This is a genomic window from Lysinibacillus sp. FSL P4-0201 (assembly GCF_038593425.1).
Classification (GTDB): domain Bacteria; phylum Bacillota; class Bacilli; order Bacillales_A; family Planococcaceae; genus Lysinibacillus; species Lysinibacillus capsici.
In genome coordinates, this window is the sequence record NZ_CP151995.1 from 2,282,172 (window position 1) to 2,306,264 (window position 24,093).

Sequence of the window (24,093 nt, forward strand, 5' to 3'; positions counted from 1 at the left end):
TTTTCATGAAAAGAAAATGGTTGTTAGTAATGATCTCTATCATGACGGCAATTGTGCTAGCTGCATGTGGCACAAGTGACAAAAAAGAGGGCGGTTCAAGTGATGCTGGAACTGACAAAGAAGAAGGCGGCGGTGAATTCCGAATTGGAATGGAGGCTGGCTACCCACCGTTCAACTGGACACAGCAAGACGATGCAAATGGCGCAGTGAAAATTGCGGATAATGCAGAGTACGCTGGTGGCTATGATGTACAAATGGCAAAGAAAATTGCCGAAGGTCTAGGCAAAGAGTTAGTCATTGTTAAAATGGAGTGGGACGGTTTAGTTCCAGCGCTACAATCAAACAAAATTGATGCAATTATTGCAGGTATGTCACCAACAGAAGAACGTAAGAAAACAATTGATTTTACAGAAAACTATTATACTTCGGATTTTGTTATGGTTATTAAAAAAGGTAGCAAATATGAAGGCGCAAAATCGATTCAAGACTTCTCAGGTGCTAAAATTACATCACAATTAAATACATCAAACTACACAGTTATCGATCAAATTAAAGGCGTAGAAAAGCAAACAGCAATGGAGAGCTTCCCAGCAATGCGTGTGGCGTTAGAAGCAGGTAAAATTGATGGCTATGTAGCTGAACGTCCAGAGGGCATTTCCGCTTCTGCTGCCAACGATAAATTCACATATGTAGCATTTGAAGAAGGCTTTGATACAGACCTATCAAATACTTCAATTGCTGTAGGCTTACGTAAAGATGATGCAAATCGTGAAAAAATCAATGAAATCCTAAAAGGCATTTCAGAAGATGATCGTCAAGCGATTATGGAAGAAGCTATTTCTCAACAACCCGCAGCACAATAATGACATGGCACGGACTAGCAATTAGTCCGTGCATGATCATTTCATCATTATCAAAATGAGAACCTCTCTACATAATGATAATGTCCTAGCGTGACAAATCATAGAATGGTAGAAAGAGCTAGGACACAAAAGAAATAAGCGAGCAAGATGACATTGTTAGGAGGAACATCATGAGTCTTGAATGGATACTTTCAATTATTGAAAACAACTGGCAAATGTTTTTACGAGGTGCGTATTATACGTTACTGATTTCGAGTATTAGTACAATTATTGGTGCATTTATCGGATTTTTCATCGGAATTATGCATACGATTCCAGTTCGTAAAAAAGGTGTGAAATTTTATAGCTTAAAGCTCATTAATTTTATACTAACATGCTATGTTGAATTTTTCCGTGGTACACCAATGATTGTACAAGCTATGGTTGTCTACTACGGATTAGATATCGCATTCGGTATCGATATGCACTTTATTACAGCAGGTATTTTAGTCGTTTCCCTCAATACTGGGGCATATATGGCAGAAATTGTTCGTGGCGGTATTGTATCCATTGATAATGGTCAATACGAGGCAGCATCAGCAATTGGCATGAATCACTTCCAAATTATGCTTCATGTTGTCTTACCACAAGTAGCGCGTAATGTTTTACCAGCGACAGGTAACCAATTAATCATGAATATTAAAGATACAGCCGTATTAAATGTCATTGGAGTAACGGAATTATTCTTCCAAACAAAATCAATTTCGGGTAACAACTTCCGTTATTTCGAATCATTCTTCGTTGCATGTGTTCTTTATTTCATCATGACATTTACCGCATCTCGCATCCTTCTGTATGTTGAAAAACGTCTAGATGGTCCTGATGCCTATCAAAAAGAACAAAAAGAAGCCGTATAGGGGGACGCACAAATGGCAGTCATTAAAATCGAGCATTTAAGTAAATCATTTGGACGTAACCAAGTGTTAAAAGATGTGAATTTCCAAGTGGAAAAAGGGGAGGTAGTTTGTTTAATTGGCTCCTCTGGCTCTGGTAAATCCACATTGCTTCGTTGCATAAATTTATTAGAAACGCCAAGTGGCGGTCAAATTATTTATAAAGGGGAAGACATCCTAGATGAAAAGCACAATATTCAAGAATATCGCACACATTTAGGCATGGTGTTCCAGCAGTTCAATTTATTTAACAACCACAATGTCATAAGTAATTGCACAGTGGGCCAAATCAAAGTGTTAAAACGTTCGAAAAAAGAAGCAGAAGAAACGGCGCTTAAATACTTGAAAATCGTTGGCATGGATCAATATGTGAATGCCAAGCCCCGTCAACTCTCAGGCGGACAAAAGCAGCGTGTGGCCATCGCTCGTGCCTTATCAATGAATCCTGATGTAATGCTATTCGATGAGCCAACATCCGCATTAGACCCAGAAATGGTGGGTGAGGTATTAAAGGTAATGCGTCAGCTAGCAAACGAGGGCAATACGATGCTCATCGTGACACATGAGATGGAATTTGCCAAAGAAGTAGCAGATCGTGTTGTCTTTATGGATAAAGGTGTAATTGTGGAAGAAGGCCCTCCAGCACAAGTATTAGTCAATCCACAACATGAACGTACGAAGGAATTTTTAAAGCGTACATTAAAATAAGCACAAAAAAGTGAGTCCAACCTGTTGGACTCACTTATTTTCTAGAATTCCATTCTGCATAAAGTACAAAGCAGATTGCGAATGCTACAGCAATGATAAAAAACCATTGCGGTACACCACCAAAACTCATCATAACACCTCAAATATTCATTTTTTTTGGATAGAATAGGTATAGTATTTCTTTTTTCTCCACAAAAGACCAAAAATATTATAAAATAAGCAATAGACATTAGCTTTTGCTAGTAAAGAGAGGTAGAGAGAATATGTTACATTTAAAATGGAAAGATGCGCCAACATTACGAACGGTTACTTGCAAACATACAAATGCATCGAAATACTTAGTATCAAACGTATTAACAGTAGGAAAAGAGTATGAAGTGAAAAATGAAACAGAAGAGTTCGTTTTTATCATCGACAACACAGGTAATGTCGGTGGCTACTATAAAGATTATTTTGAATAAAAACAAACAGGGTGGTTCAGAACATTTGCTGAGCCACCCATTTTTTTGTTAATCTCGCTGATAGCTGCTAGCACCCGCCACATCCTGTAGCTGTTGTTTCTCTTGTTCAGTTGCGGTATGCAGGGCAAAGACATCTTTAATTGCTGTTTGCAGCTCTTGCTGTGTTTCTTTAAACTTCGAAACTTGCTGTTCAAACGTGGGACTTGAGAAGCGATCATGAGCCCTTGATAATCGCTCCTCTAAACGTGCATAATGATGATCCATATGCATCGATAGCATCATCGCCAGTTGGTTTTTCCAGAGCGGAATCAAGGTAACGATAGAAAACTCAATTTTTTCAGCTAATGTTTGATTGGCCTGCTGAATCATACGAATTTGAGGAGCTGTTTGCAGAGCGACTTGCTGTGATACTTGTAAATCATAAATACGTTGATCGAGTCTTTCGATTTGAGCAGCAAAGTCATTTAATTGCTGGATCGCAAGTGGCTGTTTGGTAGCTTGGACACTCGTTATTTGTGCAGGTAGCTCTACCTCAATGGCTTGCTGCTTTTTCATTTGTCCTGCGGCAATCGCCGTTGCCAATTCCTCAAAAAATCCTCGATTATGGGCATAAAGCGCCTCTAAGTTTTCAACATCTTTTATCAGCTGAAGCTGTGCACGTTCTAGCTGAACGCCAATGCGCTCCACCTGTATACTAATACGTTCAAATTCTGTGAGTGTTTGCTTCACATTAGGCTCGGTTTTGCCAAAGATTTTTTTGAAAAAGGTTTGCTTTTTTGGTTCCAAAGCAGTCGGATCTACTCGATCTAACGTCTGCATTAAAGAATCCAGCATTTGACCAATTTTAGTGACATCCTTTTGCTTTACTTGAGCAAGCATGCGGTCGGCAAATTGAGACAGAGCTCGCTGTGAATCTTGCCCAAGGGACAGCAATGATTCAAAATCAGTCAAATCGATTTGACTGGCATACAGTAATGCACGACTTTGTGCAAGAGGCGATAGCGTTTCATAAGTCGCCATCGCCTCGTTTTGCGGAGTTGTTTCTAAATAGGATTGGACTAGTGGAGAAAGCCCTGGTATGGTATTTAGTTGAAATGCGTGTTCGTTTGCTGTCATTTATCATCGCCTCGCCAGTCCAATTGTTCTCTACGTCTAAGATTGGAACGATTTGCGAATTCAATCTCCATTTGCAGATGATCGATATCATTTGCAAGCGCATCCTTCAAATCAATTTGAATTGTGTCATTCAAATCAGTTAGGGTTTCACGTGTTTTGGATAAAGTTAATTGAATTTCCTTATCCTTCACTGGCTGCTTGGAAAGCATTGTATATTTATCCGTTAATTCTACAGCAGAAGGTAAGTGTGCATAGAAAAATGGTTCCACATTATAAAATTTACGTGGGTCTGTCTTGACGATTTTGACGATATTTTTGGAGATACGCGTCATTTCAAGTAGTTGTTTAAACGCTGAAACAGAACGTACACGTAAATAGTTTTGACTCAATGTTTGAATATGCTTATTAGCTGTTAATACTTGTGTTTCAATGTGTTTGAATTCTTCTTTTGTGATGCCTGCTATTTGCATGACTTTCTTTTTTTGTCTATGTTTCAGCAACGCTGTACTCGTCGCATAGGAACCCGCAAACAGTAAACCACCAAGGAAGAATCCAGGATTTGCCGCAATTGCTGCGATAGAAACAGTTGTGAGCGAAATAAGAAAGCTGGCACTATGTCTAGAGAAAAACTGTCCGACACTAAGCATTGTTTCATCCTCCTTGCTTTTCAATATGTCTATCTTCTTATACGAAATAATCGACATAAAGTTTCATTGAAAATTAATCCCTTACATAAATTTTACTGCTATTTGTGAACTTTCTCAATGATAATACATAGAATAAGTGAGTTGTTTCGATGAATAAGTCGGTTTTGTTATCCTAAGGAGCCATTCTGACATCGAAATGAGCGATTTTTTGCATCTCGATTACTGAATAGAGGAGCGTAATTTGATTCAAGAGCGGCTTCTGCCTCAAAGCGAGCTGTTAAGTGAGATCCATGAGCGGCTCCAACTCGAAAAGGAGCGGTTTATTCTCTAAGAAGAGCATCTTCATCCAAAATGAATGAGTCTTGTATGAAACTTTTTCCAAATGAATTCGTAACTGATACAAAGGGGGATATAGGATGACGAAAATTTTTCTGGTGTCTATTACAAAAAATATGGATGAACCAGTAAGTGAACAGAAAGTGAAAGAAAAAGTCTTTGAGAAAAAATCAAAATTAAAAGCCTATTTAAACAAAGAAGGCTATATGAAGGAATCTAAAAATCAATATGTGAAAATCACTGATGAATCGATATTAGTTGCTGCCATTCAAAAAATAAAAATCAAAAAATGATGATAGGTCATGTTCTTAAGAGCATGACTTTTTTGATTTCAATAACTAGGAGAGGAGGCATCATTCAAAGAACCCATAGCCCAGTGTCAGCTCTCTAGAAAAACGGCTTCCAATTTGAATCTTTTTCGTCTTTTTCGTTTGGTTTTCTTACAAACGCAATACATCGTTCTTCGCATGCACCCAATCTAATATACAAATTGCACATATCTGGTAAGTATTTAGTAGTTTTTCATGCATTATATCCGCAATAAGGACAAGTAAATTGTATTACTTCCTATGTGACAATAAAACGCCGTGTTAGTTTAAAATTTGTTGAACCCAACAACACTACAAAAAAGCCAGACATTAAACAATGTCTGACTCCATACGTATATAGCCTTTTAAATCATCGTATAATTCTAAAGAAAATGAATTGGAATTGGCTTGGGGACTAACGCCTTTTTGGACAAAGAGGAGAAATTCATTGAGTGCCTTTTCTGAGCCCTCCACTTCCACTTCAATTTGCTCTGCGTCATTCAATCGACAGTATCCTTTTAACCCTAATTCAATAGCTTTTTGCTTGATGAAGAATCGGTAGCCTGTGCCATAGACATCACCAAAAAATTTTATACTTGCTCGTTTGTTCAAGGGAATACCTCCTACTTAATAGAGGAGAGGGGCGAACCTCTCCTTTTATTGCATGACACGTTCTTTTTCTAAATAGGCAATTAAGTTATTAATGTGATAAAGTACATGCTTAGATGCCTCATCGACTTCTTTTAGATGAATATCAGCTTGTTCGATATGACCCGCTTTATGGGCTTCAGCCGCAAGCTTCGCTGATTCATGGACGCGTAAATGATAGCCATCTAATTCATGATAGTCCTGTAAATGACCGAAACGTTCGACTGTACGAGGCGCAGTGTACCATTTGCCAAGTCGACAGTCTCTATGAGAAGAAACATCGCTTGGATCAACGTTTTCTAGGCCAAGGAACATGTTATAAATGCGCCATTTCCATAAAATATGATCCGCCTTCGATAATTGTAGTAGGGCAATAGATGAAAGCTGTACATTATTGTTAGCAATAAGATCATTACGGAAACGGTTAATTTCTTTCCCTAATAAATGAATATCGCTGGATGTATTATGACTATAATCACGAATATCTTCCTGCAAGCTTGAAATTTCGATCATTCTTGCTGAAACTTCATCAATCGCGGCTGCTTGTTCCTGGGAAATGGCAGCCGTATTTGTCACATCTAAATTAATACCCTCAATCGCTTGAACAATGGCATTTAATAATGGTAACGAATCTTTTGCTTCAACGGTTGCTTCTTTAATAATAGCTGTCGTATCTGTAATCGAGTTAGAAACATCATTCGAATAACTCTTTAAATGATGAACATTTGCGGATACTTCACTTAGCGCAGCTACCGTGTTTTCAGCAAGCTTTCGTACTTCCTGTGCAACGACCGCAAAGCCTTTCCCATGTTCACCTGCACGCGCTGCTTCAATGGAGGCATTAAGTGCGAGTAGATTCGTTTGATCGGCGATTTGATTGATTAATGTGACAACCTGTTCAATATCATTTACCCTTTTTTGTAATTCTGAAAATGAGTCAACAATGGATGTAAAGGTCTCCTCTGTTTTAAAAATCTCCGATAGGGCATGCTCAATAGCGTTTTTACCTTTTGTAGCATGGTCAACAGATTCAGTTGTTTTCTCTGATATATGAGAAGACATGCGTGCAACCTCATTGATAGAAGCTGCAATCTGTTCTGTGGCAGCAGTAGAGGATTGAATCTCTTCATTTTGCTTATCTAGGCTAAAAACTAAATCTTTCATGTACATAATTTTGGCATTGACATCCATTAAAGAAGATACTTCTCCTACCACATTTTCAATAATGCGTTCTGTTAACACTTCCACTAATAATTCTTGATCGACATTGACAGCGGATTGGAATGATTTCATATATTGAAATGCTTTATTTGGCTTGATACCAAAATTGTATAAAATATATGTAGTAATATAGAAGGCAAATTGGTTGAAGACAACAATTAATTTACCAGGCTCGTATTGATGCTTGCGGAATAGATTGAAAAATTTGACAGTTTCATCTACATAATGATCATCACGAGTTGCTAAGAAAAACTGTGTTAAGTATTGATTAATATTTTCTTCACTAATGATTAATTGAGAGGTAGGGGATATCTCGCTTAAATAATGATGAAAAATGGCATTCATGGAAGGGGTAATGTCTTTGAGCTTTTGATAGAGTGCCTTTAAGTGCTCCTCATCTTGTGAAGTGAAATGATTGAATGCCAGTGTTTGGTAAAATCGGCCTGTTGCATGTAAATCTGTACCACGTTTGAGTAGTTCTTCTAGCTCTGCTTTAGGTCGAATACTTGAAAACATAAAAATACCTCCAAAAAGTATGTATAATAAGGTAATAATAGCATAATTCAGGTGGTTTTAATAGACATTTCAGTTGTGTTTGCTAAAATGAAACTATCTTATGACAGCAAGGAATGGGCAAATATGTATACAATTATTTACATGAAAGCGGACTATGAGCCTTGGTGGAAATTTGAAGGCTGGGAAGCTTATATTCAAACTGAAGATACATTTGACACGAAGGAGCTCTTTGAACGTGCATTACAACAAAAATTAGCGCAATTTCGTTCCTCTTACGATAATGAGGCAACGAAAGAGGAGCAGTATTGGGCTTTTTGGTCTGAGGATGAGAGCTTTTACTGTGAGGCTTGCGATGATGATGCACAAGTATATCATGGAATAATTGCGTGTAAAATAGAAGAGAAGTAAAAAAATTTTGAAAAAAAGTAAAAAAGATTTTTTCTTTATTTGACAAAATTATGGATGGCAGTTATACTTAACTTAACAATTTAATTGCTTCACCGGAAACATGAATTCACATATTACAAAAAGTGATCGCGTTAGTTCGGTACTCTTTGTAATATGTGAATTTTTTTCAATCGCTGAAGAAATTACATATTGTTCACTTTTATTTTTTGGAGGTTTTCTTAAATGAAACAAGGTACAGTAAAATGGTTTAACTCAGAAAAAGGTTTTGGATTCATCGAAGTTGAAGGTGAAAACGACGTATTCGTACACTTCTCAGCTATCCAAGGCGAAGGTTTTAAAACTCTTGACGAAGGTCAAAAAGTGGAATTCGAAGTTGTAGATGGCAACCGCGGACCACAAGCTGCTAACGTAACTAAACTTTAATTCTCAGTAATTAAAATTACTTCGTTAAACCCAAGACATCCTATGCAAATAGGATGTCTTTTTTGTATCATTTGCAAGTTTAAGGATTACAAATCCTATTTTAGGTTAAATATATAGTAGTGGCGGATAGCCATGCAAAAGTAAAGGATAGCGCTATAAAAGTAGCGGATAGCTATGTGAAACTGAAGGATAGCTGCACAAAAGTAGCGGATAACCCCATAAAATGGAGGGTAGCCCCGCCAAAATAGCGCATCGCTGTAAAGAAGGAGGCAGATGAATGTGAATAATGAAGAAAAATTGCCTGAAGAACAGGAGCAACAGGATTTTTATCAGAAACTACGTACAAAATTAGTAGCTTTCCTTGGGTCGAAAAAGGGAAAAAGTAACAAGTTTACTCCGTATTTAATGTTTGTGCCTGATTTATTTCATTTGTTAATTAAAACAGTAACCGATGCGGGTGTAGATAAAAAGAGTCGTGCATTAATTGGGGCATCCATTGCGTATTTTGTATTACCAATGGATTTAATGCCAGAAGGACTGTTAGGCTTTGGTGGCTATTTAGATGATGTTGTACTAGCAACTTTTGTGGTAAATACCATTATTAATAAGTTGGGTCCAGATGTAGTGGAAAAGCATTGGACAGGGGATGACAAGCTTTTACATGTGCTACAAAAGGTTGCAGAAGTGAGTGATGAGTTTGTCAGTAAAATTCCTGTAAAATCGCCAATTGCTCAGTTCGTCAAGCAAGAAAGTAAAGATAAATAATAATATTATGTAAACCTAAGACACCTTATAAAAAATGAACCTGCTTATTACAGGTTCATTTTTTATTGCTCAACTAATAAATTTCGGAGTTGTTGTACAGGTACAAATAGGCCAACATTTCCAATGGGCTCATATTTCATCGTGGCAAAGATAACCCCAATGACCTCACCATGTTGATCGATTACAGGGCTACCACTATTGCCCCGATAAACAGGAGCTTTTAGCATCCTAACTGGCTCCTGCCAATCTTCTAATTGAATGGCTTCTAGCAATGTTCCTTCATTAGCGATGCCGGTGAAAGCAAGTGGATTTCCAATAAAATAGACATGTTCATTAACAGTGTAAGGTGGATCTTCTGCAAGAGGTAGATAGGGAAGTTGCTCAGCTTGCACCTGTACAAAGGCTAAATCTACGGCTGGATAGCTCTCGATTAATGTTGCTTCCATCAGTCCCTCATCAGGAAAGACAACTGATAATGTTGTGGCATGTTCGACAACATGGGCGTTGGTGACAATCAGACCATCTGGTGAGATGGCAAAACCAGTGCCTTTACTGGAGCCTGTTGAAATTTCAACGACTGCCTTTTTATAGGTTTGTATATCTTCTTGTGCAGAGAGCCGCGTTGAAACCTTGATAAATTCAAGCGCAGGTATGGAGTAGATTTGAAAAATGAGGGCAAATGTATTGAAAAACAGCACTAGTGCCATACCCCACACGATCCAGCGTACAAGAGGCTTTTGTTTTTTTGGCTTTTTTCCATAAATGCGTTCTTCTCGCGCCTGTGCTAATGCTTTTTGCTGTTCCTCGAGTACAAGTTCAATAAATTCTTCTTCCGTTAATTCATCTTGCTTTGGTGTTGCATTATGTATATCACTCATTGATTGGCCTCCTTTGCTAAAAAACAGACGCCCAAGCAGGACGCCTGTTTTCTTTCAATTATTCTATTTTTTGCAAGGTTGATGTCACAACAAATGGCTCATCTTGCTCTGTTTCCATCGTATCCTCTTTGCGAATTAGACCAATGTCCTTTGCAAAATATTTGGTTGTGGTCATTTGATCTTCAGAGCGACTTAGCTGGATGACATCTTGATAGACCGTTGTACCAGTATCAACAGTAGCGGTCGTTGATTCAATGGTCCAACCTTGAAAGCTTGTCCCGACTTGTAAAGGCTTTTGAAGTACGGTTTCCAGTACAGGATAAGATGCTGCCTCAGCTGCACTTGGCATGCTTGGATTACTGTCAACAGGTTCTCGATAGACAAGATCAATACTTGTATCCGTTATGCGGTAGATTTTTAATAGTGTCACACCACCATTATCCTCTATTTGTACGATATGCTGTGTATCGAGGTAGGTAGTTTTTAGTGTGAAGCTAGCAAATTCATTTCCTTCCCCTTGAAAAGAAGCAACAGATCCATCAGGTGGAAAATAGGAGAGAAGTGACGTTTGATCTTGTTCCACTGCTTGCTTGTCTTCCATAGATAGTGTTGGAGCTGGCACAGGCTCTTCCTGAACTTCTTCACGACAGCCAGCCAGTAAAAATACTACAGAAAGTACTAGAACAGGGTATCTCATGGGCACACTCCTTCGCTATTTTCTTTCATTATACGTGAACGAGGAGTGTTATACGAATAATATGAGATTATATAAATAATATTATTATGTAAACTATTAAATGAAAACTTGTAACAGCATGGAAAATTATCTATGATAGAAATGAAGTGAAAAAATGGGGGGCAAAGACATGTATAGACATGTAGATGATTTCTTACAAGAATGGTCAAATGCATCAAACGGGACACTACAGGTATTACAGGCTTTAACAGATGACAAGCTTCAGCAAAGCATTGTAGAGGGTCACAGTACACTTGGTTGGTTAGGCTGGCATTTAGTTGGAGCAGCAGGATATTTTAGCTATCTAGCAGGGTTAAAAGTACCAATGATTCGTCAAGAAGATCCTGTGCCAACGACTGCGGCTGAGATCGTGACAGCCTATGAAAGCGTAGCAAATGGTATTAAAGAGGAAGTGGCTAAGCTTTCGAATGAAGAGTTACTAGAGGTAGTAACAGGCTTTAAAGCGCCGATGCCAAAAGGGGCTTTATTACGTGTATTAATTGACCATCAAACACATCATCGTGGACAAATGACGGTCCTACTACGTCAAGCAGGTTTACCAGTACCTGGCGTGATGGGACCAACAAAGGAAATGCAATAATTACGCGAGCAGCAGATAAATCGTTTATCTGCTGCATTTTTTAGATTGACACTTACCTACTAGTAAGTTAGTATAAAGCCATGACAAATAGAAAAATGCAAATTATAGAATTAACATTGAAGAATATTCAGGAAAAAGGATTCACATCATTTAGTTATGAGCATTTAGCAAAGGAGCTTGGCGTCACGAAAGCTAGTATTCACTATCATTTCGAGAAGAAGGGAGACTTAGGGATTGCTGTTTGCGAAAGAATTCAACAAGGATTAGAGAGAACTTTTACATTGATGAAGGAGTCCACTTTGCCAGCTGAGGAAAAGCCATTTGCCTTTATTATGCAGCGAATAAAATTTCTAGAGCAAGACGGCATTTGCCCTATATCAGCTTTACAGGCGGATTATCAAGAATTACCGCAACCAATGCAAGAAAAGCTTCAGCAGCTTAGTCAAATGGAAATCGATGTCTTTGTTGAGCTATTGAAAGATGCTAAACAACAGGGCGCACTCCAAGCTACTAATGATTTGGAGGCTCTAGCTGTATTACTTATTTCAAGTACGAAAGGGGCATTACAATATAAACGTGTTGTAGGAGAAGCGTTCTTTCAAAAGATGCTGGAGCAATTAAAGGAACTGTTAAAGTAAGACATGAAACGAGAAGGAGCGATGTGCATGGTACGAAGAGTCGTTGTTACTGGATATGGTGTTGTTTCCCCGTTAGGTAATTCGGTATCAGCCTTATGGGAGAATATTAAGGCAGGAGAATCAGGGATTCAAAAAATTCAAGGGGAGGCATTTAGCGGCATTAATACGCAAATTGCTGGGACGAGTACGGATTTCGATGCAACGCTGTATATGGATAAAAAAGAAATCAGTAAATATGATCTATTTGTGCAATATGCTGTTGCCGCTGCCCAGCAAGCTCTGACACAAGCCAATTTAAATATGGAACAGGTAGATAAGGAGCGTTTAGGCGTTTACATTGGCTCTGGCATTGGGGGCATTGAAACGATTTTAGAAAATCATCAAGCGATGCTCAATCAAGGGCCTAGGAAGGTGTCACCATTTATGGTGCCGATGATGATTAGCAATATGGCTGCAGGAATACTAGCAATCAAAACGGGCTTTAAAGGACCAAGCTTTTCACCTGTTTCTGCCTGTGCGACAGGAAACCAGGCGATTGGAGAAGCTTTCTTAGCGATTCGACATGGCTATGCGGATGGCATTTTAGCAGGCGGAGCGGAGGCACCGATCAATCCACTTAGCTTTGCAGGATTCTCCCGCATGAAAGCCATGTCCACTAGGAATGAAGAGCCAACAAAGGCCAGTCGACCATTCGATAGCAAGCGGGATGGCTTTGTCATGTCTGAAGGAGCTGGCATCGTATTCCTAGAGGAGTATGAACACGCCAAACAAAGGGGTGCTACGATTCTGGGTGAGATTGTTGGCTATGGTGTGACAACAGATGCTTATCATATTACAGCTCCTGATTTTACGGGTGCTGCCAATGCCATGAAGCTGGCATTAAAAATGGGTGCTATCGATGGGGCAGCTATCGATTATATCAACGCACACGGCACAAGTACTCCAGAGGGAGATAAATCTGAAACAAAGGCTATTAAACACGTTTTTGGTGACCATGCCTATCAACTAAAGGTTAGCTCCACAAAATCGATGACAGGACATCTATTTGGCGCGGCCGGTGGAATTGAAGCCATTATTACATTGAAAAGTATAATGGAGGGCATTATTCCACCAACCATCAATTATGAAACACCAGATCCCGAATGTGATTTAAACTATGTTCCTAATGAGGCACTTCATCAAGACGTTAACTTTGCGCTATCGAATGGGTTTGGCTTTGGTGGTCATAATGCTGTGCTAGCATTTAAAAAATTTGAGGAATAAGGCATTAGCTTAGCTAAAAAGAGTGGTATGAATTTAATTGTTCATACCATTTTTTATGTTTGTTTTATCAACTTGAAAAGAGAAGAGGGAACTTAAGCTATTGCAAGTCAATAAGTTTTCCTTATGAGAAATAGCTAGAAATTCGTATTATAACTTATAGTTAGAGTATGGTAAATTCAAAGGAAAAGGGGGATAAATGATGCGAATCTTTGATGCACACTTTCATATCATTGACTTTAATTTTCCGATTATCGAAAATCAAGGTTATACGCCACCAAGCTATGTAGTAGAGGATTATCAAAAGGACACAGTGAGTCTCCAGATAGCGGGAGGCGCCATTGTATCAGGATCTTTTCAAGGATTTGACCAAGCCTATCTTTTAAAAGCATTGAAACAACTTGGTCCCACGTTTTGTGGGGTAACGCAATTACCTAATACGGTCACGGATGATGAAATTGTACATTTACATAACAATGGGGTACGGGCATTACGCTTTAATAGTAGACGAGGTGGCTCAGAGGATTTATCACAGCTAGAAACCTTTGCACGACGGGTTTATGATTTGGTGGGCTGGCATAGTGAATTATATATCGATGCGAAGGAAATACCGGAGATAGCCTCGACAATTGAAGCATTACCAGCCATCTCCATCGATCATTTAGGGTTGTCGGAAGAAGGGCTGCCACATTTATTAAAGCTTGTTGATAAGGGAGTACGTGTCAAGGCGACTGGCTTTGGTCGTGTGGAGCTGGATGTGAAGCATGCTTTACAAGCGATTTATAATGCTAATCCAGATGCCCTCATGTTTGGAACAGATTGCCCGTCTACAAGAGCTAAACGACCTTTTAATTATGGGGATGTGGAATTGATTCAACAGCTATTTGATCAACAGGCTGCTGATAAAATCCTCTACAAGAATGCGCTGCAATGGTATTTTCAGCGTTGAATATAAAAAAGAATCCATGTTGGCATGAAAATGGATTCTTTTTTAATTATGACGGTACTAAGCATTTCGATAGTTGGCAAACATTATTTCATTATAATACTGATCTAATTGAGGCATACCCAGCTCTTTTGCGATCATTAGCTCAGCCTCTCGGTCATATGCTACTCTAATAAATTGGATGGCATTGTTTGACTGTGTTCCATCTAGAATGGCATAGGAAGCAGAAGTTAGGTCAAGTGAATTACCAACACTCCCTACATTACAAAGAATTCCTTGTTTATATGTATGTAAAAAAGTTGTATGGATATCGCCATAGAACACAATATCAGGATGTTTCTTGTAATGGCTTGAATTGGTTACTGCCGTATTCTCAAACATAGATAAACGCTTTTCAAGTGGATGATTTGGTAGGATACGTTCAAATTCACTTCTTGGAGACGCATGGAAAAATCTTATGAGCTGTTCATTTAATTCAAGATCAATATGGAAGGGTAATGACCCGAGATATTGATAGTCTTTTGCTGTTAATCGATCTTTAAACTATTGGAGAAAATCATTGTCAGTAGGGGATTGAATAAATACGTCCCAATTGCCTCGTACGACTTGTTCACAATTCTGTTGGATAAGTTCTATACAGGCAGATCCTTGAGGGCCCTTGCCGATTAAATCACCTAAACAAAAAATTCTGTCAATCTTTCTTAAGCGAATGTCTTTTAATACGGCCTCTAATGCCGTTTTATTCCCATGAATATCTGATATAATTGCAATTTTCTTCACGAAGATTACCCCCTCATTAATGCTATACTATATAGTTCAATAAAAATCCTTTTAATCCTTTAAAAACCATATAAACACAAAAGACAAAAAAATCCTCTACCCACTATGGGTAGAGGATTTTTGTAAAGCTTAGCTTAAGCCTTGGCTATCTTTCCACTCTAGGAATTCATCATATGTTAACTGCTTATCTAAAATAGAGCCGTCTTCACGGATTTCGATGACACGGTTAGCAATTGTTTGGATGAACTGATGGTCATGTGATGTGAAAATCATTGCGCCTTTGAAACGAATTAAGCCTTCGTTCAATGCTTGAATTGATTCAAGGTCAAGGTGGTTCGTAGGTTCATCTAATAAAATAACATTTGCTGTCGCAAGCATCATTTTCGATAGCATACAACGTACCTTTTCGCCCCCAGAAAGAACAGCAGGGGATTTCTTCACTTCTTCACCAGAGAACAGCATACGTCCTAGGAAACCACGAAGGAAGCTTTCTGTTTCATCGTCTGGAGAATATTGACGTAACCATTCTACTAATGTTTTTTCAGAACCTTCGAAGTACTTGTCATGATCGTTTTCGAAGTAGCTTTGAGATGTCGTTACACCCCATTTAAATGTGCCAGCATCCGCTTCTTTTTCTTCCATTAAAATATCAAGAAGTGCTGTTTTCGCCATTGGGCTACCAAGTAAAACAATTTTATCTTCTTTGTTCATCGAGAAGCGCATGTCCTTGAATAGCGTTTCGCCTTCATGACTTGCTGTTAGACCGTCTACTGTTAGGACATCGTTACCAATTTCACGCCCGATTTGGAAGTTGATGAATGGATATTTACGGCTTGATGGCTTAATATCATCAAGCTCAATTTTATCAAGCATTTTTTTACGAGATGTTGCTTGCTTCGATTTAGAAGCATTGGCAGAGAAACGTGCGATAAACGCTTGTAATTCTTTAATTTTCTCTTCTTTTTTCGCATTTTGGTCTTGTGCCATTTTTTGCGCTAATTGAGAAGATTCATACCAGAAATCATAGTTCCCTACATATAATTGGATTTTAGAGAAGTCCAAATCCGCAATATGTGTACATACTTTATTTAAGAAGTGACGGTCATGGGATACAACAATAACTGTATTCTCAAAGTTAATCAGGAACTCTTCCAGCCACTGAATTGCCTTTAAGTCAAGGTGGTTGGTAGGCTCATCGAGTAATAGTACATCAGGCTGACCAAACAGTGCCTGTGCCAGTAATACTTTAACTTTGTCAGAACCTTCAAGATCGCCCATTAGCATGTAATGAAGATCATCGGAGATACCTAAACCGTTTAATAGTGTAGCCGCTTCTGAATCAGCTTCCCAACCGTTTAGCTCTGCAAATTCACCTTCTAACTCTGCAGCACGCATGCCATCCTCATCTGAGAAATCTTCCTTTGCATAGATAGCGTCTTTTTCTGTTTTCACGTCATATAGGCGTTTATTCCCCATAATAACTGTGTCGAGCACTGTATGCTCATCGTATTCGAAGTGGTTTTGTTTCAGGACAGATAAACGTTCGTCCTTACCCATCGATACATTTCCTTCCTGCGCTTCAATTTCACCAGAAAGGATTTTTAAAAATGTTGATTTACCAGCACCATTTGCCCCAATTAAACCGTAGCAATTGCCTGGTGTGAATTTTATATTTACGTCTTCAAATAGTTTACGATCGCCATAGCGAAGACCTACATTACTAACTTGAATCATGCAAGTTCCTCCTTTTTTCACAATGGCTCTAGTATAGCATGAAATATGTTCCATAGTCTATAAACATTATTAAATCAAGGTTTGGCGTTCTTTCCACATTTTTTGTTAAACATAAACTGAATAAAGATACAATAAAAAATTTAAATTTGGTGTAACTTTCTTTGAGAGTGAGGCGTCTATTGTAGTGTGATTAACTATTTTTGAAAAAGAATAGAAAAATGACATCATTTACCACGGGGATTTTAGTTGCTTATTCACAAAGGTTTCGTCTAAAATGATTCTGACTGTTTATATATCAAGTAAATCATCACTGGTGCCCACAAGCCCATCCCCGTTTTGAATGCCAGCTATTCGTGGCTCTTTCATTTATACTAGATAGATGTTGCTAAAGTTAGACTAAAAACATCACAATCCTCATAAATGATTTCATTCATTTATCTTGATGATAATTTCATATAAGAATGCTGTAAGCTAAAGAATTATTCGTTTGTGGTAATGATATGCTATGCCTGCGTTCAACTAGGACATTCAGCCCTTGTGGCGGGAATGATGATTAAATAAACACATCGATGGAAATTTTAACAATTGGAGGTATATTATGGGTAAGGGCTTATTATGGACAGCCACTTGTGTAATAGTAGTTTTAGTTGGGTTTGGTAGCTACTATTTTATTAAAGAAATAACAAACTCTATGGCATACAATAAATTAGTAGATGAGTATAAAAAGCCAGAACCAATTGAACATATAGAGGAAGAATATGATGTTATTGTCATCGGTGGTGAGCCAGAGGGAGTGGCTGCGGCTGTGGCTGCTGCTCGAAATGGTGCGAAAACATTGCTGGTCGAAAAACGACAAGAGTTAGGTGGATTATTTACATATGGTATGCTGAATTTCCTCGACATTCCTCGTGATGGCCATAACAACTCGATTAGTGAGGGAATATTTAAGGAATGGCATGAGCTTGTTAGAGGGAATGACGCTTTTGGCATTGTAGGTGCTAAGGCAGCCTTTAAAAAGCTAATCGATGAAGAGCCCAACTTAACGTTATCCGTGCAAACCGAGGTTGTGAAAGCAAATGTCAAACAACAACAATTAACGTCTGTGGAATTAAAAAATGAGTACGGTACATATGTTGTGACGGGGAAATCATTCATAGATGCTACACAGGATGCTGATTTTGCAGCCTTGTCGGGCGTTCCTTTCTTTGTGGGCGGAGAAGATATTGGCATAAAGGATAAGCGTATGGCTGTGACTTTAATGCTACATTTAAAAAATGTCAATTGGGATGAAGTCAAAAAAGCGGCTAATTCCGGTGTATTTGGCGGTGCTAATTTAAATCATACGGTGATGTGGGGCTTTACAAAGCTACATGATGAATACAAGCCATTACAAGAGGGTACAAGATTACGAGGGTTAAACTTAGCTCGTGTAGATGATGAATATTTCATCAATGCCTTACAGATTTTTGGTATTGATGGTTTGAATGAATCCTCAAAACAAGCGGCGATTGTCGCTGGGAAGAAAGAAACGTTACACATTCTAAAATATTTACAAACAAACTTCCCAGGGTTTGAAAAAGCTGAAATTGTCAGCTATCCAGAAGAGCTCTATGTCCGAGAAACGAGACATATTTGGGCAGAGTATCAATTACCAATGGCAGACCTGTGGAAAAATAGTGATCAGTGGGATAGTATTGGCATTGCCTCTTATCCAGTCGATGTGCAAGCGCAAACGCCTCATGATTACGGCTATGTGATCGCTTCACCCAAGCAATATGCTATTCCTTTCCGGTCGTTAGTACCGAAGGATATTGATGGCTTATTGGTTGTCGGACGCTCTGCTGGTTATTCCTCACTTGCAGCTGGTAGTGCACGTATTGTTCCAACAGGGATGGTGACAGGTGAAGCGGCTGGGACTGCGGCTGCTCTTGCACAGAAGCACGATGTAACCTTTAGAGACATGAGTAAGGATAAACCATTAATCGCTACATTACGAAAGCAATTGGCTAAGCAAGGTGCCTATGTTGATTCATTTTCAATTGAGTATCCATATCAAGGAGAATGGTATGATGAAGCCATTCAAACCCTCATTAATTATGGCCTTGTTGTGGGCGGCTATGATAATGACCTAAAAGTAGACAGTAAGGCGACGAAAATAAAGTTTGCTAAAATGTTAAAAGAGAGCATGCTACGTGCTGGTGGAGAAAGTGCAGCAGGAGTGAAGGACCAGCTCGAAATTGTCATCAATAAAGTTTATAATCAAGGCGATGAAGCTATTGAGCGAGATGAGTTAGCTCAATATTTGGCTGACGTCCTCATCGGTGAATCCAATGCGACTAGCTGGGATACATTAGTAGAAAAAGGAATTGTCACGGAGAAAGTAGCGAAGAAAGTCTCTGATAATAAGAAATTAAAATTAAAAGAGATGTATGCGATTATGGCTGATGTGATTCATTATGTAGAAAAAAAACGTTCCTCCTTGTGAGGAGCGTTTTTTGCTGAAACGGCAACGTAAAAAAGGGTTGACGACAATTAGAAAGTCCTGTAATATATGTCAAAATCATAAAAAAATTCGATGAAAAAGAGAGTAATTGATGGAATGACTGGCTAGCGAGTTAGGGATGGTGGGAGCCTAATGCAGGAACCATGAATGAAGCGCACTTTGGAGAAGATTCTCGAACAAATAGTAGAGAATAGCGGGGCGTCACCTCGTTAACAACGGAAAGTGGTCATGTGACATGGCAACTAGAGTGGTACCACGGGATTATCATGCTCTCGTCTCTAATTATAGAGGCGAGGGCTTTTTTATTTGAACAGGAGGAGGAGCAAAATGAATCAACAAATCGCCGACAGTATAGCAGTCACATTAAAGCAGCAAATAATAGGAGAGGACATATTGTCATTATTAGAAAAACCCAAAAGCTTGGAGCTAGGGGACGTAGCCTTTCCATGCTTTACTCTAGCAAAAGTGTGGAAAAAATCACCGCAGAGTATCGCGGCACATATAGCAAGTCAATTAAATCATGACAGTATCGAGCGTGTGCAAGCTGTTGGTGGCTATGTCAATATTTTTCTTGATCAACAAAAGGTGACGCAACAGGTGTTACACAAGATTCTGCGCGACAAGCAACAATATGGTACTACGCCAACAAAGATGGGAACGGTCGTCTTGGATTTTTCCTCTCCTAATATCGCCAAGCCTTTCTCGATGGGACATTTACGTTCAACGGTCATCGGCAATGCCTTAGCAAATATTGCAGAAAAAAATGGCTATCAAGCCATTCGTATCAATCATTTAGGGGACTGGGGTACACAATTTGGCAAGCTTATTGTTGCTTATCAGCTTTGGGGTGATAAACAAGCTATTTCAGCGTCACCAATAGAGGAGTTATTAAAGATTTATGTGAAGTTTCATGAAGAGGCCGAGCAAGACCCAACGCTCAATGAACAGGCTCGTGCCGCCTTTAAAGCATTGGAGGACGGTAATGAAGAGGCACAGGCATTATGGCAATGGTTCCGAGATGTGTCATTCATAGAATTTCAAACAATATATGAGCTATTAGGCATTCATTTTGATGCCTTTATAGGTGAAGCCTTTTACAATGACAAAATGCCGTCCGTTGTAACAGAATTAAAAGAAAAAGGGCTCCTTGTGGAATCAGAAGGTGCGTATGTTGTGGAGATGGAGGAGATGCCTCCATGTTTAATAACGAAAACGGATGGAGCCACGCTTTATGCGACGCGTGATTTAGCAGCAGCCCTGTATCGCCAACAGCACTACCAGCCCCAAAAGATGTTCTACGTTGTTGGCAATGAGCAGTCCCTCCACTTTAAACAATTTTTTCAGGTCATCGAAAAAATGGGCTATCCTTGGGCAAAGAATCTGCAACATGTGTCATTCGGCATGATGCTGAAGGATGGCAAAAAAATGTCGACTCGTAAAGGTAAAGTGGTGTTATTAGCTGATGTACTAGCAGAAGCTATAACGACGGCACAGCGTAATATGGAGCAGAAAAACCCTTCTCTACCTAACAAAGAGCAAGTCGCAAAGCAAGTGGGGGTTGGAGCGGTAATTTTTAATGATTTAAAATCCCATCGTCTCAACGATATTGAATTTTCAATCGAGCAAATGATGAATTTTGAAGGCGAAACAGGGCCATATGTACAGTATACATATGCACGTATTTGCTCTATTTTAGATAAAAAGAAAGCTCCGACTCAAGATATGCTCTTCAAATCTTTAGGAGAGCAGGCTTGGCCGATTATTTTATTACTAGAACAGTTTCCTAAAACGGTAGCTATGGCTTTTGAGCAGGCTGATCCGTCCCAAATAGCGAAATATGCCTTACAACTGGCATGTTTATTTAATAAATATTATGCACAGTACAAAATATTAGTAGAAGATGAACAGCAAGCATCCCGTCTTGCATTATGTCAGAGTGTTGCTATTGTTTTAAAAGAGTCATTAGCCTTATTAGGTATTGAATCACCTGAAAATATGTAAGAAGCCTTAGCCATGTAAAGGTAAACTGTCCAATCATTGACCAACCATCGAAAACATGATAAAAGGATAGAGGAATCCATGCAAGCTTTTCATAAATGAAGGCTGCGTAATAACAGAGGGGATCAAACAATTGGTTAAAAAACATTGGACATTATCACTCACCTTCGTGGTCATTAGTATATTTTTTGTCGCTCTTAATATGAGGCCAGCTGTCACGGGAATAGGACCGCTTTTTAATGTCCTCATGACATCCTTACATGTCTCGAATACAAGCATGAGCTTTCTCACAGCTATCCCCGTTTTTTGTATGGGATTATTCGCACCTTTGGCTGTCCCGCTTCAGCGAAAAATGGGCACGAAATCAGCTATCACCCTTTTAGTGGCCATCCTTGTCGTCGCGAATGGGCTACGCTTTTTCCAAGCAAGCTATCTCTTGCTCATCGTGACAAGCTTTGCGGCAGGCTTAGCGATTGCAATGATTGGTCCTATCCTAAATGCTTATATTAAGAAAAAGTTTCCAGAACGTTTTACGACAGTAGTCGGTATCTATTCATTCGGTATAGGCGTAGGGGCTACTTTAAGTGCAGCCTTAACCGTGACTTTTTATCAGAGTTTCAGTAATAGCTGGACAATCGCCCTTGGTATGTGGTCAATCCTTGCTATAGTTGCTCTCGTTATCTGGCTAGCGGCAATTCCATCCGAACACAACGAGCAGCTCCAACAAGTAACTACGTCAGAAGAAGTCCGTAATCCGTGGACATCTAGACGTGCCTGGGTAATTTTACTGTACTTTGGTTTACAAACATCACTCTTTTTCTCAATCATGTCATGGCTTACGCCGCTATTGCAGGATAAAGGCCTGTCATTAGAGGCATCCAGTGCTATGCTAACAATTATGTCTATTGTACAAATGATAGGGAATATGGCGGTACCAATTCTCATGGAAAAATGGCCAAGTCGAATGGCCTGGCTACTAGTGTTTAGCTTTGTCGGCGTGATTGGATTTATGCTACTCTGGCTGACAGCGGGTATTTACCTATGGCTGGCTGTTTTATTAATTGGCATTGTGCTAAGCGGGCTATTTCCAATCGGACTATTGCTGCCTCTTGATGAAGCCAAAAATGATCAGGAGGCCACCAGTTGGTCATCTATGGTGCTGGCAGGTGGCTTTATGGTAAGTGCCATTATCCCCATTCTAATAGGCATTTGCTATGACCTAACGGGCAACCATACATGGACGTATCTGATCTTTGTATTATTAATGCTCGGCATTCTAGTAACGACTGGACTATTAAGAAAAAAATGATTGTAAGAGACATGTGTCAGGTTGCACATGTCTTTTTATGTGAAAATTATTTTGAGGGTATAATATCCTTCCATCCTCACAGCAAATTTTGTCTTCCATCAATATTAATGGGTAGAAAGAAATGACTTTAGGGAAGTTGCTGCATTTTTCTAATATTGATTATCCAATAATAATATTATGTAAACTTGAAACATTACTAGTCCTTGATTATGATAGAGAAGAGAGAATGTAGAATAGAAAGTTTTGGTGAAGGTATGTATAAAAAAGTGCTCATTTTAGGAGCGGCAGCTATTCTTGTAGCAGGCTGTGACAGTCAAATAGGGACAGGATGGTTTCAAAATAAAAAGGCAGAGGTGGAAACAGAGGGAGCTGTGACGAAGCAACAGGAAAAAATTGTCCCAGAGGTCAAAGTGATTGGAGAGTATGGTGTTGGAGCAGGCATTATTATCAGGCAGCAGGATGATCAACTGTATATTTTAACGAATGGCGCACTAGTGGCTTCCAAACCAACTGCCCTTGTTCAATTTGGTCAGGACAAGCTGGTAGCAGCGACTATTCATGTCATGTCAACAGCCTATAATATGGCCCTGCTACGAGTAACCTATCAAGCGGATGTGCAAGTGCCTAATTTATATGAAGGTGAGCTAAATCAACTGGCTGTTTATGTGAATGGCTTACCCTATACAATTCAAAAATACCAAGATAAAGTAGCGGCTTATTATATAAAAGCGGAACAATCGATACCACTAGGAAGCCCTGTCATGGAGGCTGAAAACGGAGCCATTGTCGGGTTATATTTTAATCGACAACAGCAAGGAGCGTCGCAGCCATACATATTGCCTATAAAGGAATTCCAAGCATCCATCGATGAATGGATTGAGGAGGGCATGACAGCCAGTGTACGACTTTCCCAATCGAAAAACTTATACCCCTATATTGAACAAGGGGATAAAGAAGCTGTACAGCAAGCAATCGAACAATATGGAGAAAATATATTTGCGTATAATACCGATGAAATTATGCTATTTTTAGATACGTTTCACAAGTATTTAAAGGGGGCTGTGACAACCCAGGATGCAAGTGTTTTGAAACCGATTGTCGGGACAGAGGCTATACAGGAAACCTTGGCTAGTATGGTTGCCTATTATGCTTCCAAGCAAGCCAAAATTCATTTCTCAGACACGGATATTCAGGCAATTCGTGTAGAGGGACAGCGTCTTATCGTACAGGCTAAAACGGAATATATCCTGACGAATGCTGCTGGACAGGAGGCACTTGCCTACTCCGACATGTTGTATGAGTTAGAAAAAAATGAACAGGGCGAGTACAAGCTACTTGGTCTCACAAACAAGGAGTGA

At 39.2% G+C, this 24,093-nt stretch carries 23 protein-coding genes, 1 pseudogene and 1 other annotated feature; of the genes and pseudogenes, 16 read left to right on the plus strand and 8 right to left on the minus strand.

Annotation, left to right across the window (positions count from 1 at the left end; genetic code table 11):
* Positions 1-5 precede the first annotated feature (5 nt).
* The 4 genes from MKY76_RS11420 to MKY76_RS11435 all read left to right on the plus strand — a co-directional run bounded on the left by MKY76_RS11420 (position 6) and on the right by MKY76_RS11435 (position 2,964).
* On the plus strand, positions 6-863 hold the full coding sequence (locus MKY76_RS11420) for a transporter substrate-binding domain-containing protein (protein ID WP_004230114.1): 858 nt from the start codon (positions 6-8) through the stop codon (positions 861-863).
* Positions 864-1,033: 170 nt separating this feature from the next.
* Positions 1,034-1,759: an amino acid ABC transporter permease gene (locus MKY76_RS11425; protein WP_004230111.1), complete on the plus strand. Its 726-nt coding sequence runs from the start codon at positions 1,034-1,036 to the stop codon at positions 1,757-1,759.
* A 12-nt stretch (positions 1,760-1,771) separates the two neighbouring features.
* Positions 1,772-2,503, plus strand: coding sequence for an amino acid ABC transporter ATP-binding protein (locus MKY76_RS11430; RefSeq protein ID WP_004230107.1), 732 nt, complete (start codon positions 1,772-1,774; stop codon positions 2,501-2,503).
* Positions 2,504-2,766: 263 nt separating this feature from the next.
* The gene (locus tag MKY76_RS11435; protein ID WP_048392887.1) at positions 2,767-2,964 is read left to right on the plus strand and encodes a DUF6501 family protein; all 198 of its coding nucleotides are present in this window, start codon (positions 2,767-2,769) and stop codon (positions 2,962-2,964) included.
* A 48-nt stretch (positions 2,965-3,012) separates the two neighbouring features.
* On the opposite strand, the gene MKY76_RS11440 is transcribed toward MKY76_RS11435, so the two are convergent.
* Together MKY76_RS11440 and MKY76_RS11445 are read right to left on the minus strand one after the other, a co-directional pair.
* A complete protein-coding gene (locus tag MKY76_RS11440; RefSeq protein ID WP_009371332.1) occupies positions 3,013-4,080 on the minus strand; it encodes a toxic anion resistance protein in 1,068 nt (355 codons plus the stop codon).
* Complete coding sequence (locus tag MKY76_RS11445) at positions 4,077-4,727, minus strand: 5-bromo-4-chloroindolyl phosphate hydrolysis family protein (protein ID WP_004230101.1); 651 nt, start codon at positions 4,725-4,727, stop codon at positions 4,077-4,079. The genes MKY76_RS11440 and MKY76_RS11445 overlap by 4 nt, the downstream gene beginning before the upstream one ends.
* 416 nt (positions 4,728-5,143) lie before the next feature.
* Here MKY76_RS11445 and MKY76_RS11450 point away from each other — a divergent pair, with 416 nt between their 5' ends.
* Entirely contained in the window at positions 5,144-5,356 is a 213-nt protein-coding gene (locus tag MKY76_RS11450) for a hypothetical protein (protein ID WP_048392884.1), read from the plus strand.
* A gap of 345 nt (positions 5,357-5,701) precedes the next feature.
* Here MKY76_RS11450 and MKY76_RS11455 read toward each other — a convergent pair whose 3' ends face one another.
* Both MKY76_RS11455 and MKY76_RS11460 read right to left on the minus strand, forming a co-directional pair.
* Positions 5,702-5,983, minus strand: a complete 282-nt coding sequence (locus tag MKY76_RS11455; RefSeq protein WP_048392882.1) for an acylphosphatase — start codon at positions 5,981-5,983, stop codon at positions 5,702-5,704.
* A gap of 45 nt (positions 5,984-6,028) precedes the next feature.
* Positions 6,029-7,756, minus strand: a complete 1,728-nt coding sequence (locus MKY76_RS11460; RefSeq protein ID WP_066036792.1) for a globin-coupled sensor protein — start codon at positions 7,754-7,756, stop codon at positions 6,029-6,031.
* A gap of 123 nt (positions 7,757-7,879) precedes the next feature.
* Here MKY76_RS11460 and MKY76_RS11465 point away from each other — a divergent pair, with 123 nt between their 5' ends.
* The 3 genes from MKY76_RS11465 to MKY76_RS11475 all read left to right on the plus strand — a co-directional run bounded on the left by MKY76_RS11465 (position 7,880) and on the right by MKY76_RS11475 (position 9,352).
* Positions 7,880-8,164 (plus strand): DUF1033 family protein, encoded by a 285-nt coding sequence (locus MKY76_RS11465; protein ID WP_202949257.1) that lies wholly within the window; start codon positions 7,880-7,882, stop codon positions 8,162-8,164.
* 222 nt (positions 8,165-8,386) lie between these two features.
* On the plus strand, positions 8,387-8,587 hold the full coding sequence (locus MKY76_RS11470) for a cold-shock protein (RefSeq protein WP_004230088.1): 201 nt from the start codon (positions 8,387-8,389) through the stop codon (positions 8,585-8,587).
* A gap of 273 nt (positions 8,588-8,860) precedes the next feature.
* Positions 8,861-9,352: a DUF1232 domain-containing protein gene (locus MKY76_RS11475; RefSeq protein WP_342557866.1), complete on the plus strand. Its 492-nt coding sequence runs from the start codon at positions 8,861-8,863 to the stop codon at positions 9,350-9,352.
* Positions 9,353-9,414: 62 nt separating this feature from the next.
* Here the strand turns inward: MKY76_RS11475 and MKY76_RS11480 are convergent, their stop codons facing one another.
* Positions 9,415-10,230 carry a serine protease gene (locus MKY76_RS11480; RefSeq protein ID WP_342557867.1) on the minus strand — a complete coding sequence of 272 codons (816 nt, stop codon included), beginning with the start codon at positions 10,228-10,230 and terminating at the stop codon, positions 9,415-9,417.
* A 58-nt stretch (positions 10,231-10,288) separates the two neighbouring features.
* A complete protein-coding gene (locus tag MKY76_RS11485; protein WP_342557868.1) occupies positions 10,289-10,927 on the minus strand; it encodes a hypothetical protein in 639 nt (212 codons plus the stop codon).
* Positions 10,928-11,096: 169 nt separating this feature from the next.
* Between MKY76_RS11485 and MKY76_RS11490 the strand changes: the two genes are divergently transcribed.
* The 4 genes from MKY76_RS11490 (at position 11,097) to MKY76_RS11505 (ending at position 14,414) form a co-directional block, all read left to right on the plus strand.
* Entirely contained in the window at positions 11,097-11,567 is a 471-nt protein-coding gene (locus MKY76_RS11490) for a DinB family protein (protein ID WP_016993631.1), read from the plus strand.
* A gap of 80 nt (positions 11,568-11,647) precedes the next feature.
* Positions 11,648-12,205, plus strand: a complete 558-nt coding sequence (locus MKY76_RS11495) for a TetR/AcrR family transcriptional regulator (RefSeq protein WP_016993630.1) — start codon at positions 11,648-11,650, stop codon at positions 12,203-12,205.
* Between the two features lie 27 nt (positions 12,206-12,232).
* On the plus strand, positions 12,233-13,468 hold the full coding sequence (gene fabF, locus MKY76_RS11500) for a beta-ketoacyl-ACP synthase II (RefSeq protein ID WP_342557869.1): 1,236 nt from the start codon (positions 12,233-12,235) through the stop codon (positions 13,466-13,468).
* Between the two features lie 199 nt (positions 13,469-13,667).
* A complete protein-coding gene (locus MKY76_RS11505) occupies positions 13,668-14,414 on the plus strand; it encodes an amidohydrolase family protein (RefSeq protein WP_103118112.1) in 747 nt (248 codons plus the stop codon).
* Between the two features lie 57 nt (positions 14,415-14,471).
* Here MKY76_RS11505 and MKY76_RS11510 read toward each other — a convergent pair.
* Together MKY76_RS11510 and MKY76_RS11515 are read right to left on the minus strand one after the other, a co-directional pair.
* Positions 14,472-15,191 (minus strand): annotated as a pseudogene (locus MKY76_RS11510) (metallophosphoesterase family protein).
* Positions 15,192-15,320: 129 nt separating this feature from the next.
* The gene (locus MKY76_RS11515) at positions 15,321-16,925 is read right to left on the minus strand and encodes an ATP-binding cassette domain-containing protein (RefSeq protein WP_004230062.1); all 1,605 of its coding nucleotides are present in this window, start codon (positions 16,923-16,925) and stop codon (positions 15,321-15,323) included.
* A gap of 598 nt (positions 16,926-17,523) precedes the next feature.
* Here MKY76_RS11515 and MKY76_RS11520 point away from each other — a divergent pair.
* The 4 genes from MKY76_RS11520 (at position 17,524) to MKY76_RS11535 (ending at position 24,093) form a co-directional block, all read left to right on the plus strand.
* Positions 17,524-19,410 carry an FAD-dependent oxidoreductase gene (locus tag MKY76_RS11520; RefSeq protein ID WP_328011475.1) on the plus strand — a complete coding sequence of 629 codons (1,887 nt, stop codon included), beginning with the start codon at positions 17,524-17,526 and terminating at the stop codon, positions 19,408-19,410.
* A gap of 81 nt (positions 19,411-19,491) precedes the next feature.
* Positions 19,492-19,711 (plus strand) — a binding site (T-box leader).
* Between the two features lie 44 nt (positions 19,712-19,755).
* Positions 19,756-21,429: an arginine--tRNA ligase gene (gene argS, locus MKY76_RS11525; RefSeq protein ID WP_342557870.1), complete on the plus strand. Its 1,674-nt coding sequence runs from the start codon at positions 19,756-19,758 to the stop codon at positions 21,427-21,429.
* 130 nt (positions 21,430-21,559) lie between these two features.
* Positions 21,560-22,735 (plus strand): MFS transporter, encoded by a 1,176-nt coding sequence (locus MKY76_RS11530; RefSeq protein WP_342557871.1) that lies wholly within the window; start codon positions 21,560-21,562, stop codon positions 22,733-22,735.
* A gap of 254 nt (positions 22,736-22,989) precedes the next feature.
* Positions 22,990-24,093, plus strand: a complete 1,104-nt coding sequence (locus tag MKY76_RS11535) for a hypothetical protein (protein ID WP_342557872.1) — start codon at positions 22,990-22,992, stop codon at positions 24,091-24,093.

Excerpts from the sequence above, each read along its gene's own strand:
- MKY76_RS11420 (WP_004230114.1), top strand. The coding sequence starts at position 6 with ATGAAAAGAAAATGGTTGTTAGTAATGATCTCTATCATGACGGCAATT.
- MKY76_RS11425 (WP_004230111.1), top strand. The coding sequence starts at position 1,034 with ATGAGTCTTGAATGGATACTTTCAATTATTGAAAACAACTGGCAAATG.
- MKY76_RS11430 (WP_004230107.1), top strand. The coding sequence starts at position 1,772 with ATGGCAGTCATTAAAATCGAGCATTTAAGTAAATCATTTGGACGTAAC.
- MKY76_RS11435 (WP_048392887.1), top strand. The coding sequence starts at position 2,767 with ATGTTACATTTAAAATGGAAAGATGCGCCAACATTACGAACGGTTACT.
- MKY76_RS11440 (WP_009371332.1), bottom strand. The coding sequence starts at position 4,080 with ATGACAGCAAACGAACACGCATTTCAACTAAATACCATACCAGGGCTT.
- MKY76_RS11445 (WP_004230101.1), bottom strand. The coding sequence starts at position 4,727 with ATGCTTAGTGTCGGACAGTTTTTCTCTAGACATAGTGCCAGCTTTCTT.
- MKY76_RS11450 (WP_048392884.1), top strand. The coding sequence starts at position 5,144 with ATGACGAAAATTTTTCTGGTGTCTATTACAAAAAATATGGATGAACCA.
- MKY76_RS11460 (WP_066036792.1), bottom strand. The coding sequence starts at position 7,756 with ATGTTTTCAAGTATTCGACCTAAAGCAGAGCTAGAAGAACTACTCAAA.
- MKY76_RS11465 (WP_202949257.1), top strand. The coding sequence starts at position 7,880 with ATGTATACAATTATTTACATGAAAGCGGACTATGAGCCTTGGTGGAAA.
- MKY76_RS11470 (WP_004230088.1), top strand. The coding sequence starts at position 8,387 with ATGAAACAAGGTACAGTAAAATGGTTTAACTCAGAAAAAGGTTTTGGA.
- MKY76_RS11475 (WP_342557866.1), top strand. The coding sequence starts at position 8,861 with ATGAATGTGAATAATGAAGAAAAATTGCCTGAAGAACAGGAGCAACAG.
- MKY76_RS11480 (WP_342557867.1), bottom strand. The coding sequence starts at position 10,230 with ATGAGTGATATACATAATGCAACACCAAAGCAAGATGAATTAACGGAA.
- MKY76_RS11485 (WP_342557868.1), bottom strand. The coding sequence starts at position 10,927 with ATGAGATACCCTGTTCTAGTACTTTCTGTAGTATTTTTACTGGCTGGC.
- MKY76_RS11490 (WP_016993631.1), top strand. The coding sequence starts at position 11,097 with ATGTATAGACATGTAGATGATTTCTTACAAGAATGGTCAAATGCATCA.
- MKY76_RS11495 (WP_016993630.1), top strand. The coding sequence starts at position 11,648 with ATGACAAATAGAAAAATGCAAATTATAGAATTAACATTGAAGAATATT.
- fabF (WP_342557869.1), top strand. The coding sequence starts at position 12,233 with ATGGTACGAAGAGTCGTTGTTACTGGATATGGTGTTGTTTCCCCGTTA.
- MKY76_RS11505 (WP_103118112.1), top strand. The coding sequence starts at position 13,668 with ATGCGAATCTTTGATGCACACTTTCATATCATTGACTTTAATTTTCCG.
- MKY76_RS11515 (WP_004230062.1), bottom strand. The coding sequence starts at position 16,925 with ATGATTCAAGTTAGTAATGTAGGTCTTCGCTATGGCGATCGTAAACTA.
- MKY76_RS11520 (WP_328011475.1), top strand. The coding sequence starts at position 17,524 with ATGGGTAAGGGCTTATTATGGACAGCCACTTGTGTAATAGTAGTTTTA.
- argS (WP_342557870.1), top strand. The coding sequence starts at position 19,756 with ATGAATCAACAAATCGCCGACAGTATAGCAGTCACATTAAAGCAGCAA.
- MKY76_RS11535 (WP_342557872.1), top strand. The coding sequence starts at position 22,990 with ATGTATAAAAAAGTGCTCATTTTAGGAGCGGCAGCTATTCTTGTAGCA.